Origin of the sequence: Blautia sp. LMAG:36, assembly GCF_008680535.1 — a bacterium.
Classification (GTDB): Bacteria; Bacillota; Clostridia; order Lachnospirales; family Lachnospiraceae; genus Blautia_A; species Blautia_A fusiformis.
The window spans coordinates 188,565-205,243 of sequence record NZ_NALB01000004.1 but is presented as its reverse complement, the minus strand read 5'-3'; the positions used below and the strand labels follow the sequence as shown (position 1 = coordinate 205,243).

The window sequence follows — 16,679 nt, the reverse complement described above, 5'->3', positions numbered from 1 at the left end:
CACATGGACTGCGGAAGCCCGCAGAGGGTAGATCACATTGGAATGTGAGAAAACCGCAAAGGGGCACAAGGCCGCGCCCCTCTGCACACCCCTAGGCCTTTTTTATATAGTGCAGCGATTGTGGAATGCTGAAAGAAACTAACTTGTGCCTGTATGCTTCTGTATCGGTAATTCAACACTGAGCCGAAATGTATCAAACGGAACTTTGTATATTTCTGTAGGATATATTGTTGCATAATATAGATTGCGGAGACCCGGCCGTATATACCGCATAGATTGCGGAACTCCGGCTGTATGGCACATAGACTGTGGAAGCCCGCAGAGGGTAGATCACATTGGAATGTGAGAAAACCGCAAAGGGGCACAAGGCCGCGCCCCTCTGCACACCCCTGGGCCTTTTTTTATATAGTGCAGCGATTGTGGAAAGCTGAAAGATACTAACTTGTGCCTGTATGCTTCTGTATCGGCAATTCGACACTGAGCCGAAATATGGCAGACGGAAGCAGGAATAACCCCGCAGACGTGCACCACACGTCGAGAACCTCGTTACAGTTCCATCACAACCTCGGCACAACGTTCCGCATCCAATACCGAAGCATACAGACAAAAGTCAACACCGTACCCCGCACCACAACCCAAGAACTCCTAAAAAAAAGCCCGAGGGGTGTGCAGAGGGGCCGTGGCTTTACGGCCCCTTTGCGGTTTTCCACAGCTTCCCAAAGCAAAAAAACCAGGCCCTCTGCCAAGAAAGCAAAAACAAAACCAAAACCCAATCACACAATAAACAAAGAAAAAAAATAAGAAAAAAATAAAGGAGAAAAAGCATGAAAAATCTGGAACAGTTTTTCGACATCATAGTAGTAGGCGCCGGCCACGCAGGCTGCGAAGCATCACTGGCATGCGCCCGCTTAGGACTCAACACAGTCATGTTCACAGTCAGCGTAGACAGCATCGCCCTTATGCCCTGCAATCCCAACGTAGGCGGCAGCTCCAAAGGGCATCTCGTCCGCGAGCTGGATGCTCTCGGTGGAGAAATGGGTAAAAATATAGACAAAACCTTCATCCAGTCCAAAATGCTCAACCAGTCCAAAGGCCCTGCAGTCCATTCCCTTCGTGCACAGGCCGATAAACAGGCCTACAGCACAGAAATGAGAAAGACACTGGAAAATACAGAGAACTTAACCATCCGCCAGGGTGAAGTGACCGAGCTTCTGGTAGAAGACGGGCACATCACCGGTGTAAAAACCTTCTCAGGAGCCACCTACCATGCAAAAGCTGTAGTCCTCTGTACCGGAACCTACCTCAAGGCCCGCTGCATTTACGGCGACGTCAGCAACTATACAGGACCGAATGGCCTTCAGGCAGCCAATTACCTTACGGATTCCCTGAAAAAGCTGGGAATCGAAATGTTCCGCTTCAAAACAGGAACTCCGGCCAGAATCGCCGGAAACACCATTGATTATTCTAAGATGGAAGAGCAGTTCGGAGATGAAAGAGTCGTACCGTTCTCTTTTTCCACAGACCCGGAAGCTGTACAGATCGAGCAGAAATCCTGCTGGCTGACCTATACAAACGAAAAAACACACGAGATCATCCGTGCAAATCTGGACAGATCCCCCCTTTATTCCGGAATGATCGAAGGAACCGGACCACGTTACTGTCCGTCCATTGAGGATAAAGTAGTTCGTTTTGCAGACAAAAAACGCCATCAGGTATTTATCGAACCGGAAGGTCTTTACACAAATGAAATGTACATCGGCGGAATGTCCAGCTCCCTGCCGGAGGATGTTCAGTACGAGATGTACCATTCCGTACCGGGTCTGGAGAACGCCAGGATTGTAAAAAATGCTTACGCTATTGAGTATGACTGCATCAATCCGCGTCAGCTTTATCCCACACTGGAATTCAAAAAGATCAAGGGCCTTTTCAGCGGCGGACAGTTTAACGGAAGCTCCGGATATGAGGAAGCAGCCGCCCAGGGCCTCATAGCGGGAATTAATGCAGCTATGGAGGTAAAAGGCCGGGAACAGTTGATTTTGGACCGCTCAGAGGCATATATTGGCGTTCTCATCGATGATCTGGTAACAAAGGAGAACCATGAGCCGTACCGAATGATGACAAGCCGTGCTGAGTACCGTCTGCTCCTCCGCCAGGACAACGCAGATCTTCGTCTTCGCAAAAAAGGCTGGGAGGTCGGCCTGATCGATGATGAGACATACCATAAATTACAGGAAAAAGAGCGCCGGATCCAGGAAGAGATCGAGAGAGTGGAACATGCAACCGTAGGTGGTTCTGCAGAGGTACAGAGCCTTCTGGAATCTCTGAACAGTACCCTTCTGAAATCCGGAACCACCATTGCAGAGCTGATCCGTCGGCCGGAGCTTAACTATAAGGTGCTTGCACCCATCGATAAAGAAAGACCGGAGCTTCCGGAAGATGTATGTGAGCAGGTAGAGATCAACATCAAATATGACGGTTACATCCGCCGCCAGATGAAGCAGGTAGAGCAGTTTAAGAAACTGGAGCAGAAAAAGCTTCCGGAAGACATTGATTACGAAGATGTAGGAAGCCTCCGCATTGAGGCACGCCAGAAGCTGGAAGCCTACAGACCGGTGTCCATCGGCCAGGCGTCCCGTATCTCCGGTGTATCCCCGGCTGACATTTCCGTGCTTCTTGTATATCTGGAAAGCAGATCCGGACATAAACACGGATAATACAAAGAATAACAATAAAACACAGAAAATAAGAGAGGAAGCTGCATGTACAATTTAGAAATCCTGGAAAAAGGCTGCGAGGAGCTTGGGATCACACTCAGTGACACGCAGAAAAACCAGTTTATCCGATTCTACGAATATCTTGTAGAAAAAAACAAAGTCATGAACCTCACCGGTATCACAGAATTTGACGAGGTTCTCGTGAAACATTTCCTGGACAGCCTCTGCTGCGTCAAGGCTGTAGATATGGGTAAGATAAAAACCGTTATGGACATCGGAACCGGCGCCGGATTCCCGGGTGTTCCCCTGAAGATTGCCTTCCCGGAGGTGGAAGCCTGCCTTTTGGACTCCCTCAATAAAAGAGTAAAATTCCTGGAAGAAACCTTTGCGCTCCTGGGCCTGGAGGGGATTTCCGCCATTCACGGAAGAGCTGAAGAATATGCAAAAAACAAAGCCTACAGAGAAAAATATGATCTCTGCGTATCCAGAGCAGTATCCGGACTTGCAACCCTGTCTGAATACTGTCTCCCGTATGTAAAAGTCGGAGGGCTTTTTGTCTCCTATAAATCCGGTTCTGTAAAGGAAGAAGCAGAAGCAGCAGAGAAAGCAGTAAAGATCCTTGGTGGAAAGATCAGGGATATTCAGTACTTTGACCTTCCAGGCTCCGAGATCGGCCGCTCCCTGGTCATTATCGAGAAGGTAAAGAACACCCCAGGCAAATATCCGAGAAAAGCCGGAACACCGCTCAGAGAGCCACTGGCATAAGTTACCTCCTGTCGAACAAAGGCAAAATCTGTCCGACAGGAGATTTTTTTGTCCGGGAGTTTCACAAAATTATCACAAATTTATCCTACTTTTATCACAAATTACTTTTACACTATAATCCGATAGAGATGCCCCTGGATTTCCCCCATTCTCTGTTTCATCCAGGGGCATTTTCTATTGGTATTGAAAAGACGCCAGAGTCAAGGGCTTCAGTTTCAGGACCTTTTGCCTCTGGCATCTTATAAAATGGGAAATCGATAATTAAAAAAAGTATTTCCCTGAGAATAAAAGGAGGAGAGTAAAGTGATCGAAGTAAGTAATCTGGTCAAAAAGTATGGTGATCATACTGCAGTTGACCATCTTTCCTTTCAGATCGAAAAGGGGAAAATTTACGGATTCCTGGGCCCCAACGGTGCAGGAAAATCAACAACTATGAACATGATCACAGGATACATTGCTTCCACAGAAGGAAAAGTGATGATCGATGGTCATGATATTCTGGAGGAACCGGAGGCAGCCAAGAAATGTATCGGCTATCTGCCGGAAATGCCGCCGCTCTATTTTGACATGACTGTTCTTGAGTACATGAAATTTGCGGCTGATCTGAAAAAAATCCCAAGAAACCAAAAAGACAAGCAGATAAAAGAAGTCATGGATATGGTAAAGATCACAGACATGAAAGACCGTCTGATCAAAAACCTTTCCAAAGGTTATCGCCAGAGAGTGGGTCTTGCACAGGCAATCCTAGGATATCCTGAAGTGATCATCCTGGATGAGCCGACAGTAGGACTTGACCCGAAGCAGATCATCGAGATCCGTGACCTGATCAAAGGCCTGAAGCAGAAGCACACGGTTATCCTAAGCTCCCATATCCTTTCCGAGGTAAGAGCAGTGTGTGATTATGTTCTGATCATTTCCCATGGAAAGCTGGTAGCCAGCGATACACCGGATAATCTGGAACGTCTGGCAGCAGGCTCCAACAGCCTCCTTATGAAGGTAAAAGGCGAGAAAGACACGATTCGAAAAGCTCTGGAAACGATCGAAGGCGTAACCGGAGTGGAAATGTCCTATGACAGCGATGAAAAATTGTGGAAAACAAAACTTTCCATTCAGGAAAATGTGGACATCCGTGAAAAAGTCTTCTACGCTATGGCAAAAGCGAACTGTCCAATCTACGAGATGCAGGTTAAGAGAGTTTCCCTTGAGGATGTATTCCTTGAGCTTACCGAAGGAGAGAAAAAATCCGCCGGAAAACCGGAAAGCTCACAGTGGAAACCGGTAGAAGACAGATCATCGGAAGAAGAAAAAACTCAGGAAGAAAAAAACGGGGAACCAGAGAAGGCTTCTGATGAGAAAGAGGGGGATCAGTCATGACAGCGATTTTTAAAAGAGAACTGAAAAGCTATCTGACCTCCATGGTTGGATATCTCTTCATATTTTTTGTCCTGGTGCTGACCGGAATTTATTTTTCCGCATATCAGCTTTCAGGCGGCTATTCAAAATTTGAAACTACCTTAAGTGCACTGACCTTTGTGTTCCTGATCGGTGTGCCGATCCTTTCCATGCGCGTACTTGCAGAAGAGCGCAAGCAGAAAACGGATCAGCTTCTTCTGACCGCACCGGTATCTGTATGGGATATCGTATTTGGAAAATATCTTGCACTGGTAGCTGTGTTTGCCATTCCGGTCGTGATCATGTGCGTTTATCCTCTGATCATGAGTAAGTTCGGAACGATTTCCTATGCTTCCGCATACACCGGAATCCTGGGATTTTTCCTTCTGGGATGCGCGAATCTGGCGATCGGTGTATTTATGTCAGCGCTTACAGAAAGCCAGGTAATTGCAGCAGTACTTACGTTTGTATTCCTGTTCGCCTTCTATATGATGAACGGAATTTCCTCATTCTTTTCACAGACCTCCATGTCAACTGCAGTGGCATTCGGACTTCTGATCGTGGCGATCGCGATCATCATTTATACTATGATCAAAAATGTCCTGATCTCTGTAGTGATCGGAGCTGTGGGAGAGATTGCCCTTGTGATCGTATACGTTGTAAAATCCAGTATTTTCCAGGGTGGTATCCAGAAGGTACTGAACGTATTTAACCTGAGCGGACATTATGATAATTTTACAAAAGGCGTGTTTGACGTGACAGGAATCGTTTATTTTATTTCTGTTATTGCGATCTGCCTGTTCCTTACCATGCAGTCCATTCAGAAGAGACGCTGGAACTAGGGGGTGAATGGAAATGAAATTCAGTGAGAAATTTAAGAAAAATAAAGGCGAGGCAGCCGTACCGGAGACCGCACAGGACTCCGGCAAAAAGAAACATAAACCGGATCCGAAAAAGCTGGTAGGCACCATTAGCAAAAAACATATCAAAAATGGTTCCTACAGCATGGCTATGGCAGCAGTCTTTATCGTGATCGTGGTTGTGATCAATATGATCGTCGGTGCGATCCCATCCAAATATTCACAGCTGGATGTAAGCTCATCCAAGCTTTACACCATCGGTGATGAAACAAAGAAGGTACTGAAGGCACTGGATAAGGATGTTACCATTTATCAGATCGCGGCAAGCGGTTCTGAGGACGACACGATCTCCAATCTGCTTTCACGTTATAAAGATGAGTCCAAGCATATTAAAGTTGAGGTAAAAGACCCTGTTGTAAATCCGAAATTTGCATCGGAATATACAACCGATGATCTTGCGTCAAACAGCCTGATCGTAGTCTGCGGCGACAGAAACAAGGTTATCAATTACAACGATATGTATTCCTCTTCAGTAGACTATAATACCTGGCAGCAGACTACTACCGGATTTGATGGAGAAGGACAGATCACAAGTGCGATCGGTTATGTAACATCCGAGGATCTTCCGATCATGTACACCTTATCCGGACACGGAGAAAAAGATCTGGATTCCAGCTTTAAAGAAGATATCCAGAAAGCAAACATTGATATTAAGGAGCTGAACCTTCTCACAGAGGGAAAGGTTCCGGATGATGCAGACTGCCTGATGATCGTATCTCCGACCAGCGATATTTCCGAGGAAGAAAAAACAGAGCTCCTGGATTATCTGGAGGCAGGCGGAAAAGCTATGATCTTCTCGGATTATACACAGGATGATCTGCCGAACTTTGATGCGGTTCTTGAAAACTATGGTGTAAAGTGTGCAGAGGGAATCGTATTTGAGGGTGATAATCAGCATTATGGAATGCAGATGCCATATTATCTTGTACCAACAGTCAACAGCACAGATGCAAGCTCTGAGGCAGCTTCTGCAGGCTCCTATGTACTGGCACCGTATGCGCAGGGCATTCAGAAAACAGATGATGTAAGAGATACCGTAACCATCGACAGTATCCTGACAACCTCTGACAAGGCTTACTCCAAAACAAATATGCAGAGCAGCAATATCGAAAAGGAAGACGGAGATGTAGACGGACCGTTTGATCTTGGTGTTGCCATCACTGAGAAACTGGATGATGATAAGGAAACACAGATCGTTTACTACTCCACAGCAAATCTGATGGAGAGCCAGATAAACCAGATGGTATCCGGCGGAAATGAAAAGCTCCTTCTGGAGTCCTTAAACTGGATGACCAGCACAGACGACAGTAATTCCGTTTCTATTCCATCCAAGAGCCTTGAGTCCACAAGCCTGACAGTAACCGATTATGCTGCAGCCTTCTGGAAGATCTGTACCATTGGTCTGATCCCGGGAGTGTTCCTTGTTGCAGGATTTCTGATCTGGCTTAAGAGGAGAAAAGCATAATGAAAAAATCAACCAAACTTGTTTCAGCAGTTGTTGTTCTGGCAGTTCTCGGCGGCGTTTATGTGGGACTGAACACCTACGTATCCAAAGAAGAAAAGACAGAGAGCAGCGAAGAGGAAAGCAAAACAGAAGTGTTTTCCGTGAAAACGGATGACATTAAATCCCTGGAATTTATCGTAGACAAGAAGGAAGTGACCTTTGAGAAAAAAGATGATTCCTGGGTGAAAAAGGATGAGACTGCTTTTCCTGTAAATCAGACAACTCTGGATTCCGCAGCTTCCGCCATCAAAAAGGTGGAAGCGGATAGAGTCCTGGAGGATGTGGAGGATCTTACGGAATACGGGCTGGATTCTCCATCTAACACAGTAACCGTTGATACCGCTGATGGGACAACGAAGCTCAACATCGGAGATGAGAATACGTCTACGAATCAGTATTACATTTCCAAGGATGATGATGACAGCACGGTATATGTAGTGGCAGCGGACACTGTGTCTCCGTTTATGAATTCCCTTTACGATTATGCACAGGGAGAAGATTTCCCGACAATTGATTCTTCCACAGTGAAAAAGGTCCAGGTCAGTGAGAATAAAGATTCCTATGTCCTGGAAGAAAATTCCGACGGAGCTACCTGGAATGTTTCCGGTGACGGAAGCAGCGATAAAGAGTCTGCCGATACAACGGCAGCAGGAAACGTAACCTCCGGACTTGGAAGCTTTGCATTTGACCAGTTTGTAAACTACAATGCAGAGGATCTTTCCCAGTATGGCCTTGATAAGCCCTATGCGACGATTACAGTGGATTATCAGGAAGAGGTGAAGGATGACAGCACAGACAGTACAGAATCCGGAGAAAACGATTCTACGGCCTCTGAGAGCGATTCTGAGAGCGGCGACAGCGCTGACACGGACAGCAGCTCAGAAGATGCAGACAGCAAGACAACCACAGTAGATAAACAGCTTGTCATTTATGTTGGTGATGAGGCAGGAGATGGCAGCAGATATGTAACGGTAGATAACAAACAGATCTATACAATGTCAACGGATACACTGAGTGCAGTTATTGACAAGACGCCGTCAGATCTCTGGTCACTGATCGTCAATTATCTGTCTGTAAAAAATCTGGATCAGCTCCAGGTTACTTACGGTGAAACAACAAGTACTGTAAATGTTTCACGTGAAACATCCACAGATGATGACGGAAACGAAAAAGAAACAACAACCTATCAGCTGGATGGTAAGGAAATAGAAAGTACAACCTTTACCACCTTCTACAACAAGCTGATAAACATGGCAGGACAGAAGAGACTGACAGACGCTTATACACCGGCTGCAGATCCGGAGATGACCGCTGTATTCACAGACTCTGACAAGAACCAGACAACCGTTACCTTCTACACATATGACACAAACTATTATGCAGCTGTCGTTGGAGACAAGGTATTTCTTGTAAACAAAATGACAGTAAAAGAAATGTTCAATGCATATGAAACCATGGTAAACGGTGAAACAGAGACAGAAGCCATAGCAACACCAACAGCTGAGGCGGAAAAATAAAATATTAAGAAAATAAATAAAAACACCTCGGAGATCCGTAAATAATAAGGTGATCTCCGAATATCCGCTTGATGATCAGATATTCGGAGACACCACACAGATTAGGATTTTCCGGGGTGTTTTTATGTTGCTATTATTTTACGGTCCTTACAGATGAATAAGGTCCGTATATTTTTTTACCGTTTATGATGCGGTATGCACGGATACAGTATTTGGTTGCGGTGCCTGGCTTTTTATCGGTGTAGGTTGTATTTTTTGTATTGCCGATAGCTTTCCAGGTTTTACCATGAAGACGGTAAATGGTGTAGCATAGGTGATGATTCCGTCTGTTTTTGCGGTCAGTGGATTAGATGCATACCAGGTTGCTTTTCCATTGAAAATCGCAGGCTTGCAGTCAGAAAGAGCTCCGGTTTGTGAGTAGATCTGAGAAGTCATATTGCCGCTTCTTCTGAATCTGACAGGAGTGTTTCTGAACTGAAATCTGCTGCATAGATCAGGCACGGTGTACTGGCGAGCTTGATTTTCTATAACTGCTATAATTATAGCGTGGAGAATTGACGAGGACAATATAAAAAAACTGTACAGAAGCTCATCTGAGCAACTGTACAGTTTTAATTTTTCTATATCTAACAGAAGGTTCGGGGGAGCTTCTGTCAGTAACTAAGTATTATGCAAGACCTCTTTCTTCCAGCCAGTCGAAGAGAACAACTTTTTCTGCTTTCTTTCTCTTGGTCATGTGATTGAACTGAAGGATCGTCAGGATCGTGAAGATCACTAACAGTGCAACCATTACAATAATGGAAGTGGTAATGCTCCGGCCACCGCTGATCGTTGCACGGAATGCGTTGACCGTATAAGTAAACGGAACGTATGCATGGATCTTTGCAACGAATGAAGGTGAAACCTCAACCGGATAAGTTCCGGCAGATCCTGCAAGCTGAACGACCATGAATACCAGCATCAGGAAGCTTCCTACTTTACCAAGAGTAATGTTGAAGAAGTACATGATAGAGGTAAAGGTCATTGATGTCAGGCAGGCGAAGAGTACGGTTTTGCCCATCTCTGCAGGTGTGAATCCGTTAAATGCACGTAACAGCAGGATCAGGCAGATTCCCTGAAGGATCGCTACCGGATAAAGGACGGAAGCCTTGCTTGCCCACCATGCGAAACCGGATTTCAGTTTGCCCTTATACTGAGCCAGAGGATACATCAGGCAGAATGCCAGTGCGCCGACCCAGAGGCCTACAGACATCATGTAAGGTGCCATTGCGTGTCCGTTATTCGGGACATCGGTAAGTTTTGTTTCATCGTTTACAACAGGAGTTGCGAACATTTTGATCGTTTCATCACTTGCTGAATTGTCTTTTACAGTGGTAGCTCCATCGCTGAGGCTTGTGGTCAGTGTCTTGGAACCGTCTTTCAGTTCTTTCATACCGCTTCCAAGCTTCTTGGAGCCATCATACAGCTGAGAGGAACCGCTCTGGATCTGGGCAGCGCCATCTGCAAGCTGTTTTGCACCATTGTTAAGTGTGCTGTTGTTGCTTACAAGTTTCTCGGTACCGCTGAGAAGTGTTGAGGTACCGTTTGCTAATGTTTTAGTTCCGTTTGCAAGAGTAGTAGCACCGCTGGAAAGGGTCTTGGCTCCTGTTGAGAGCTTTTTGGTACCGTCTGTAAGAGCGGAGCTGTTTTCGGAAAGCTTAGCAACACCATCGGTGTAGGTTGTGATTCCATCTGTCAGTGTTCCGGAACCATCGGCTAATGCTTTTGTTCCATCTGCAAGAGTAGCAGCACCGCTGGAAAGAGCATTGGCTCCTGTTGCCAGTTTCTTGGTGCCGTCTGTAAGAGCAGCACTGTTTTCGGAAAGCTTTGCAATACCATCGGTGTAAGTTGTGATTCCATCTGTCAGTGCCTTAGAACCATCTGCCAGCTGACCTGCACCGGATTTGATATCCGGAAGTGCGTCAGTGATCTGTTTGCCGGCTGTTTTCAGATTCTTTGCACCGTCGTTGAGCTGCTTATCATAAGATGTCAGTTGGTCAAATCCATCGTTCAGAGCTTTGATTCCTGCTGCTGCAGCCGGGAAGGCTTCGACTGTGCCGTCTTCCAGAGACTGAAGTCCTGCGGAAACGTTCTTGGTTCCTGTGTTTACAGCCTGTGCACCCTGATACAGCTGGGTAACACCTGCAGAAAGCTGAGCGATCAGATTTGTAGGAAGCTGACTTGTAGCTGCAGATAACTGCTCTGCACCTGCGCTCATGGTTGTTGCACCTGCACTCATCTGGTTTGCACCATCTGTCATGGTTGTTGCACCCTCAGAAAGTGTGCCGGCACCCTGAGTCAGTCCTCCGGAGATCTGAGTCAGTCCGGAAGCTGCTTCGTTAAGCTTGGAAGCAACAGTATTCAGGTTTTCCTGAGTAGAAGAGAGCTGACCGGATACACCAGCTGCAAGCTGTGAAACCTGATCAGAATAGCTGCTCATGTAAGAACCGTCCACGCCAGTCATTCCACCGGCTACGCTGTTTAAAGCGTTGATCACATCATTCAGAGCTGCTGCGGAAATGGTTCCGTCCTCAGAAGCGGTTGCCTGAATCGCCTGAAGCTGTGCTGCTAAATCGGTCATTGTCTGTCCGGCAGTACCGATCTTGGTATTTGCATCAGTAAGTGCTTCCGTTGTCTGCTGTCCGTATCCTGTAAGGATGCTGCTGACCTGATCACCTACCTGTGAGAACTGTGTGCCTGCATTCTGGAGAGCAGGGATCAGACTGTCTGTGATACTGCTGCTGGTCTGACTTGTGATGCCTGCGGCCTGAGTGATATATCCGGCTGCGTTGTTGATTCCGTCTGCGGCATTGTTCATACCAGCTGCAGCACTGTTCATACCAGCTGCGGCTGTGTCCATACCATTCTTTGCGGACGTAAGGCCGTCTGCAAGCTTGTTGATGGATTCCTGTGTTGTTCCCTCTTTCAGAGCAGAAACCTTATCGTTCAGGGCTTTCAGTCCGTTTTCCAGCTGCTGTGTTCCGGATATCAGTGACTGTGAGTCATCGGTTCCTTTGGTAACACCGGTATTCAGCTGAGAGATACCATTGGAAACTGTTGTGAGTCCGTCTTCAAGTTTTGCAAGCTCTTTGGCACCGGCTGCGAGTTTGCCAGCACCAGCCACATAGGTGGTAGTTCCATCTGCAAGAGTGTCAGCACCAGCTACATACTGTGTTGCTCCGTCGGAAAGAGTATCAATACCTGCACTTAATGCATTTGCACCGGATTCCAGGCTGCTTGCGCCGGATTTCAGTGTATCAGAATTTTTATTAAGTTCATCCACACCAGCGGTGTACTGCTGAACACCTTTATCCAGAGTATCCACGCCGGTTGTCAGCTCAGGAACCTTTTCTGTCAGAGCTGCAACGCCGCTGTTCAGCTGGTTTGCACCGGATTCCAGGCTGCTTGCGCCGGATTTCAGTGCATCAGAATTTTTATTAAGCTCATCCACACCAGCGGTGTACTGCTGAACACCTTTATCCAGAGTATCCACACCGGTTGTCAGCTCAGGAACCTTTTCTGTGAGGGTTGCAACGCCGCTGTTCAGCTGATCTGCACCATCGTCCAGGCTCTTTGCACCATCGTTAACCTTTGCAACACCATCGGTGTAGGTTTTAAGACCTTCGGTGAGACTGTCAGCACCGCTTACGAAAGTAAGAGTACTGGTGGAAAGCTTCTTAAGGTTTTTAGTAATTGTTTTGTTACCATCAGCTGCTGTATTCAGTCCGTCTTCGATCTTTCCGGATCCGTCTGCAGCTTCCTGCATTCCGTCACCTGCTTCTGAGATAGAATCAAAAACGGTTTCTGTATAGGTTTCCGTAACCTTGGAAGCAATGTTATCACGAAGCTTCAGCATTGCTGTTTCACTGAGCTTGGAGGCGATATAGTTGGTTCCAGGGTTTGTCTCATAGGATAGCTCCATTTGCTTTGGATCGTTGTCCATTACAGTGGCTGCGTTTGCGGAGAAATTTTCCGGAATTTTGATAACCATGTAATAGGTTCCATTGGCCAGACCGTCCTCTGCTGTCTTGCTGTCTACAATGTTAAATGCCATTGAGTCGTTGTCTTTCAGCTCATCCGTCATGTCCTTACCTATGCTTAAGGTCTTGCCATTATACTCGACAGGTTTGTCTTCGTTTACCACGGCCACTGGCAGGCTGTCTACGTTTCCGTAAGGATCCCACATGGATTTCAGAAACAGACCTGCATAGATGATCGGGATTACGATAATGGCGATTACGACGATAAGCATGAGCTTGTTACGAAGTAAGCTTTTCCATTCGTTTTTGATCATATTACCTATCCCTTTCTTATTAAATTGTATTATCAAACATAGTTGATTAATCAAACTTTATTCCAGTAATGGTGACGAGATCTATTAATCATATTAAAATCTATTAATAGCTTAATACTCCATTATCAAACAAAGTGTTGATTTTCTTTACGTGATGTATTATACTAAACACATACCACAGATACAACCATTAAATATTTACTGAATGTATATTAATAGACGGAAATAATGGAAGTGTCTATTACAAATAAAAAACTACATAATAGACAAAAAGTACGTTATTTACTTTGAATTTATGTGCAGTTGGTAATATTAAATGCAGACAGGATTCCTCTGTTTCAACACAAATATGCAACAGATATCTGGTATCGTGTAGGTCGGCGTCGTTAACAATTTTGATCTTGTCAATTCTTAACAACAGCAGATATCTGGCATCATGCAGATCGGCGTAGAGAAAGCGAAGGCTTTTATTCGTTTGAAGGATGCATTATGCATTGTATGACAGTTGCAGAGTATCGTAAGTAATAGGTGATTGAGGCGGAGGAAACGTGCTTGCTTTTTTGAATTGCAGGGGGAATTAAGATGGCGGAAAAAGTTGACAGAAGAGTACGTAAGACCAAGGCACAGTTGCGAGCGGGGCTTGCCCGTCTTATGCAGAAGAAGAGTATTAAGGAAATTACGGTAAAGGAACTGGTGGAAGAAGTTGATATCAACCGCTCCACATTTTATCTTCACTATACAGATATCTATCAGATGCTGGAATCCATAGAGGCTGAATTGATGGAGGAAATCACGCATCTGGTGGCAGACTATCCTCTGGATCCTCTTAATAATAAGGAGAGCTCGTATCCTTTTATTGAGCAGATATTTACGATCCTGGATCATAATAAGGATATTTGTATCGCACTTCTTGGAAAGAATGGAGATATGGCTTTTGTGAATCGTATAGAAAAACTGATCGCAGATACAGTACTGCATCGCTTGTCAATTCGTCTGCCGAAAGACAACCGTGATATTGAGTATGCGTATGCGTTTTGTCTGAATGGATGCGTGGGAATGATCAAGACATGGCTGTCTTCTGAGAATCAGGAGAGTACACAGCATATGGCAGAGCTGACACATAAGTTGATCGATAATACAACACACATGTATCTGGAGCAGGCACTTAGATAAGAGAAATGTCCGGATGCATGCTGTGAGTCTGGTAAAAAATAAAGAGTATTGTTTCACGTTTGTTTGAGGGAAAACTCATGTTTCACGTGAAACAGTACTCTTTTTTTATTGGCTTTTTGTTGGTTTATAGCATTTCCACAAATTACTGTATGGAGCTCAACGGCTCCGAATATGAACAATGTACTTTTGATGCGTTGATTTCCAAAATTACTATAGATAAATTTTGATGCCGGATCATAAGTTGTTTTTACAGGAAAATAGCTACCTGTTCCAGGAAATGTTCCGGATCTTCCAGATGAGGAAGATGTCTGGTTTCCGGGATCACAGCGGTTTCAATGGAAGAATTCAGCTTCTGATATTCCTCTGCGATAAGAGAAGCGGAAGCTTCTTTTTCTCCGGAAATAATATAGATGCATGCATCGGAAGATTCTACGGCATTATTAATGCTGATATTCAGGTATTTGCCAATGTAGCTGGAATACAGATATTTAGCGTTGGAACCGCCCTTGTGAGCGGATTCATAATAGGTGTCTACCAGCGTATCTGTTACATGGAAGGGATTGTAGAACAGCTTTTCCATAAACAGACTGCTGATGGATTCGCGGGAAGCTACCATATGATAGATCAGAGTTCCGAAAATCGGAAGCTCGATAAAATACTTAAAGAGCTTGTTGTCTTTACAAGGTGCCTGCTTCAGGGAACTGAAGCTTGGTGGATTGACCAGCATGATCTTGCGGAAATGGTCGGAATTGTTACGGTAAGCCATGATCGCAAAAGAACCTGAGAAACCACTGGCAATAACATCGGTTTCCTCACGAATCACATTCTTGGCAAAATCACAAAGTAACTGAGCAAATACAAAATTGGTATAAGTAATATCCGGTTTTTCGGAACGTCCACATCCAAGAAGATCAATGGTGTAAACTGTATGTTCGGTTGCGAGCTGCTTCTCTATGGCATTCCATTCATAACCGGAAGCGCCTGGCATGATATCATGAATAAGAAGAATAGGGGTGCCATGTCCCTGTTTTGTATAAAAAATCTTTCCAAAACGCCAGTCATAGGTTTTACTGTGTGGCTGTTCCAGCATATCTTTAAGCTGAGATGTGGCATCTATGAAACGGTTAGCAATATGAATAACACCTGCGGCAGTTCCGACTAAAGCTGCAAGAGTAAGTAGTCTGTGTCCATTTTTCTTCATTAAAAAGCCTCCTGGAATTCGTAAAAATAATCAGGACAGATGTAACGTAATTCAGGTATCTGATCTGATTTTTTCTGAATATTTCTTTGCTTTATTATACGACAGGAACGAAAAATTTACAATGCTTTTGTGGGAACCCTAACCTTGTTATTGTATGTTGACGATACTGTCCATTCTGTTCTTGGTGATGATCGCTAAGTCGCTGTTTGTTCTGCTTTCAGTAACGCGCTTCGCAATGCAAAGAATTTATGTTGATCGCATAAATTGGTGCAGTATGGTCTCGGGCTTTCTGCGACCTTCGTTTATAAAAAAACTTACGGAATATTATCAGTGAACAGTAGCATCGCCAATATGCTTCATGATACATAGAAATCAGATTTCGAACCGAATCAAGTAAATCCCCTGCTTTAATTGCGAAGAGCAATAAGCAGAGGATTTACTTGATTGTATCAGGAGGAGGAAAAGCACCTTCTGATAAACTGCGAAGCAGTTATTTTGTTATGAGCAAGTAGCGAAGAGGATGCTTTTATCCGCTGGAATGCTTTTATACTTCAGTAAAATACCAAGTGTTTCACGTGAAACATTGGACTTGTTATCCGACAGAGCTGATGCTATACAGGATTGCCGAGGATGATGTTGATAAGGGTTTTGTTCAGCATCAGTGTGCGGTTCCATGGATTGAGAATTACTCCCTCAACAGACGGCTCTTGCAATGCAGAAGAAAAAATCTTATCAATATCTGCGGTAAATGTGGACATGATCTTATCACTGCCTTTTAACTCTTCGTCAAAGCTGGTAAATGCAGCCCACCATTGCTTTCCATCGTTGGTTTTGATCGCATGAAGAGAAATTTTTCCATCACCTTTTGGAGGTTCTACAGCAATGATTAGCTGTGCCTGCTCCTGCATTCTGTGACGGATCACGGTGAGAGTATGAGCAAGCATTTCTTCGGTTGCTTCTTTTTGGAGTGCTGCAATGGCAGTTTCGATCTTTTTATTGCCATTTAAAGTCTTGTCTAATTGTTCTTTATAGAAATCGTTGCGATTATTTGTGGTGTTCATGTATAAAATATTCCTTTCGATCAGATGATAAATGACTAGTACATTGTTTTCGAAATAACTATACCAATTACTTGTTGGTGAATCCGACTGCACAGATCT

Annotated in this window: 11 protein-coding genes; 7 read left to right on the top strand and 4 right to left on the bottom strand. The window is 44.9% G+C overall.

Going from position 1 to position 16,679, the window contains the following annotated elements; translation table 11 throughout:
- Positions 1 to 824: 824 nt before the first annotated feature.
- The 6 genes from mnmG (at position 825) to CCC17_RS05235 (ending at position 8,812) form a co-directional block, all read left to right on the top strand.
- Positions 825 to 2,714: a tRNA uridine-5-carboxymethylaminomethyl(34) synthesis enzyme MnmG gene (mnmG, locus tag CCC17_RS05260; protein ID WP_173734298.1), complete on the top strand. Its 1,890-nt coding sequence runs from the start codon at positions 825 to 827 to the stop codon at positions 2,712 to 2,714.
- A 45-nt stretch (positions 2,715 to 2,759) separates the two neighbouring features.
- Positions 2,760 to 3,479, top strand: coding sequence for a 16S rRNA (guanine(527)-N(7))-methyltransferase RsmG (gene rsmG, locus CCC17_RS05255; RefSeq protein WP_059086520.1), 720 nt, complete (start codon positions 2,760 to 2,762; stop codon positions 3,477 to 3,479).
- A 303-nt stretch (positions 3,480 to 3,782) separates the two neighbouring features.
- The gene (locus tag CCC17_RS05250; RefSeq protein ID WP_021651032.1) at positions 3,783 to 4,853 is read left to right on the top strand and encodes an ABC transporter ATP-binding protein; all 1,071 of its coding nucleotides are present in this window, start codon (positions 3,783 to 3,785) and stop codon (positions 4,851 to 4,853) included.
- Positions 4,850 to 5,713, top strand: a complete 864-nt coding sequence (locus CCC17_RS05245; protein ID WP_015526545.1) for an ABC transporter permease — start codon at positions 4,850 to 4,852, stop codon at positions 5,711 to 5,713. Before CCC17_RS05250 ends, CCC17_RS05245 begins: the two co-directional genes overlap by 4 nt.
- A 13-nt stretch (positions 5,714 to 5,726) precedes the next feature.
- Entirely contained in the window at positions 5,727 to 7,256 is a 1,530-nt protein-coding gene (locus CCC17_RS05240) for a GldG family protein (protein WP_015526544.1), read from the top strand.
- On the top strand, positions 7,256 to 8,812 hold the full coding sequence (locus CCC17_RS05235) for a DUF4340 domain-containing protein (protein WP_015526543.1): 1,557 nt from the start codon (positions 7,256 to 7,258) through the stop codon (positions 8,810 to 8,812). The genes CCC17_RS05240 and CCC17_RS05235 overlap by 1 nt, the downstream gene beginning before the upstream one ends.
- 183 nt (positions 8,813 to 8,995) lie before the next feature.
- On the opposite strand, the gene CCC17_RS05230 is transcribed toward CCC17_RS05235, so the two are convergent.
- Positions 8,996 to 9,247: a hypothetical protein gene (locus tag CCC17_RS05230; RefSeq protein ID WP_015526542.1), complete on the bottom strand. Its 252-nt coding sequence runs from the start codon at positions 9,245 to 9,247 to the stop codon at positions 8,996 to 8,998.
- 232 nt (positions 9,248 to 9,479) lie between these two features.
- Positions 9,480 to 13,145, bottom strand: a complete 3,666-nt coding sequence (locus CCC17_RS05225; protein WP_287082651.1) for a YhgE/Pip domain-containing protein — start codon at positions 13,143 to 13,145, stop codon at positions 9,480 to 9,482.
- 582 nt (positions 13,146 to 13,727) lie between these two features.
- Here CCC17_RS05225 and CCC17_RS05220 point away from each other — a divergent pair.
- Entirely contained in the window at positions 13,728 to 14,318 is a 591-nt protein-coding gene (locus CCC17_RS05220) for a TetR-like C-terminal domain-containing protein (protein ID WP_015526541.1), read from the top strand.
- Between the two features lie 247 nt (positions 14,319 to 14,565).
- Here CCC17_RS05220 and CCC17_RS05215 read toward each other — a convergent pair whose 3' ends face one another.
- A complete protein-coding gene (locus CCC17_RS05215) occupies positions 14,566 to 15,519 on the bottom strand; it encodes an alpha/beta fold hydrolase (protein ID WP_114001992.1) in 954 nt (317 codons plus the stop codon).
- A 611-nt stretch (positions 15,520 to 16,130) separates the two neighbouring features.
- A complete protein-coding gene (locus tag CCC17_RS05210) occupies positions 16,131 to 16,580 on the bottom strand; it encodes an SseB family protein (protein WP_287082650.1) in 450 nt (149 codons plus the stop codon).
- Between the last annotated feature and the right edge of the window lie 99 nt (positions 16,581 to 16,679).

Bases quoted from the DNA above. Each gene is read 5' to 3' on its own strand.
- CCC17_RS05225 (WP_287082651.1), bottom strand. From the start codon at position 13,145: ATGATCAAAAACGAATGGAAAAGCTTACTTCGTAACAAGCTCATGCTT.
- CCC17_RS05235 (WP_015526543.1), top strand. From the start codon at position 7,256: ATGAAAAAATCAACCAAACTTGTTTCAGCAGTTGTTGTTCTGGCAGTT.
- CCC17_RS05230 (WP_015526542.1), bottom strand. From the start codon at position 9,247: ATGACTTCTCAGATCTACTCACAAACCGGAGCTCTTTCTGACTGCAAG.
- CCC17_RS05220 (WP_015526541.1), top strand. From the start codon at position 13,728: ATGGCGGAAAAAGTTGACAGAAGAGTACGTAAGACCAAGGCACAGTTG.
- CCC17_RS05240 (WP_015526544.1), top strand. From the start codon at position 5,727: ATGAAATTCAGTGAGAAATTTAAGAAAAATAAAGGCGAGGCAGCCGTA.
- mnmG (WP_173734298.1), top strand. From the start codon at position 825: ATGAAAAATCTGGAACAGTTTTTCGACATCATAGTAGTAGGCGCCGGC.
- CCC17_RS05210 (WP_287082650.1), bottom strand. From the start codon at position 16,580: ATGAACACCACAAATAATCGCAACGATTTCTATAAAGAACAATTAGAC.
- rsmG (WP_059086520.1), top strand. From the start codon at position 2,760: ATGTACAATTTAGAAATCCTGGAAAAAGGCTGCGAGGAGCTTGGGATC.
- CCC17_RS05245 (WP_015526545.1), top strand. From the start codon at position 4,850: ATGACAGCGATTTTTAAAAGAGAACTGAAAAGCTATCTGACCTCCATG.
- CCC17_RS05215 (WP_114001992.1), bottom strand. From the start codon at position 15,519: ATGAAGAAAAATGGACACAGACTACTTACTCTTGCAGCTTTAGTCGGA.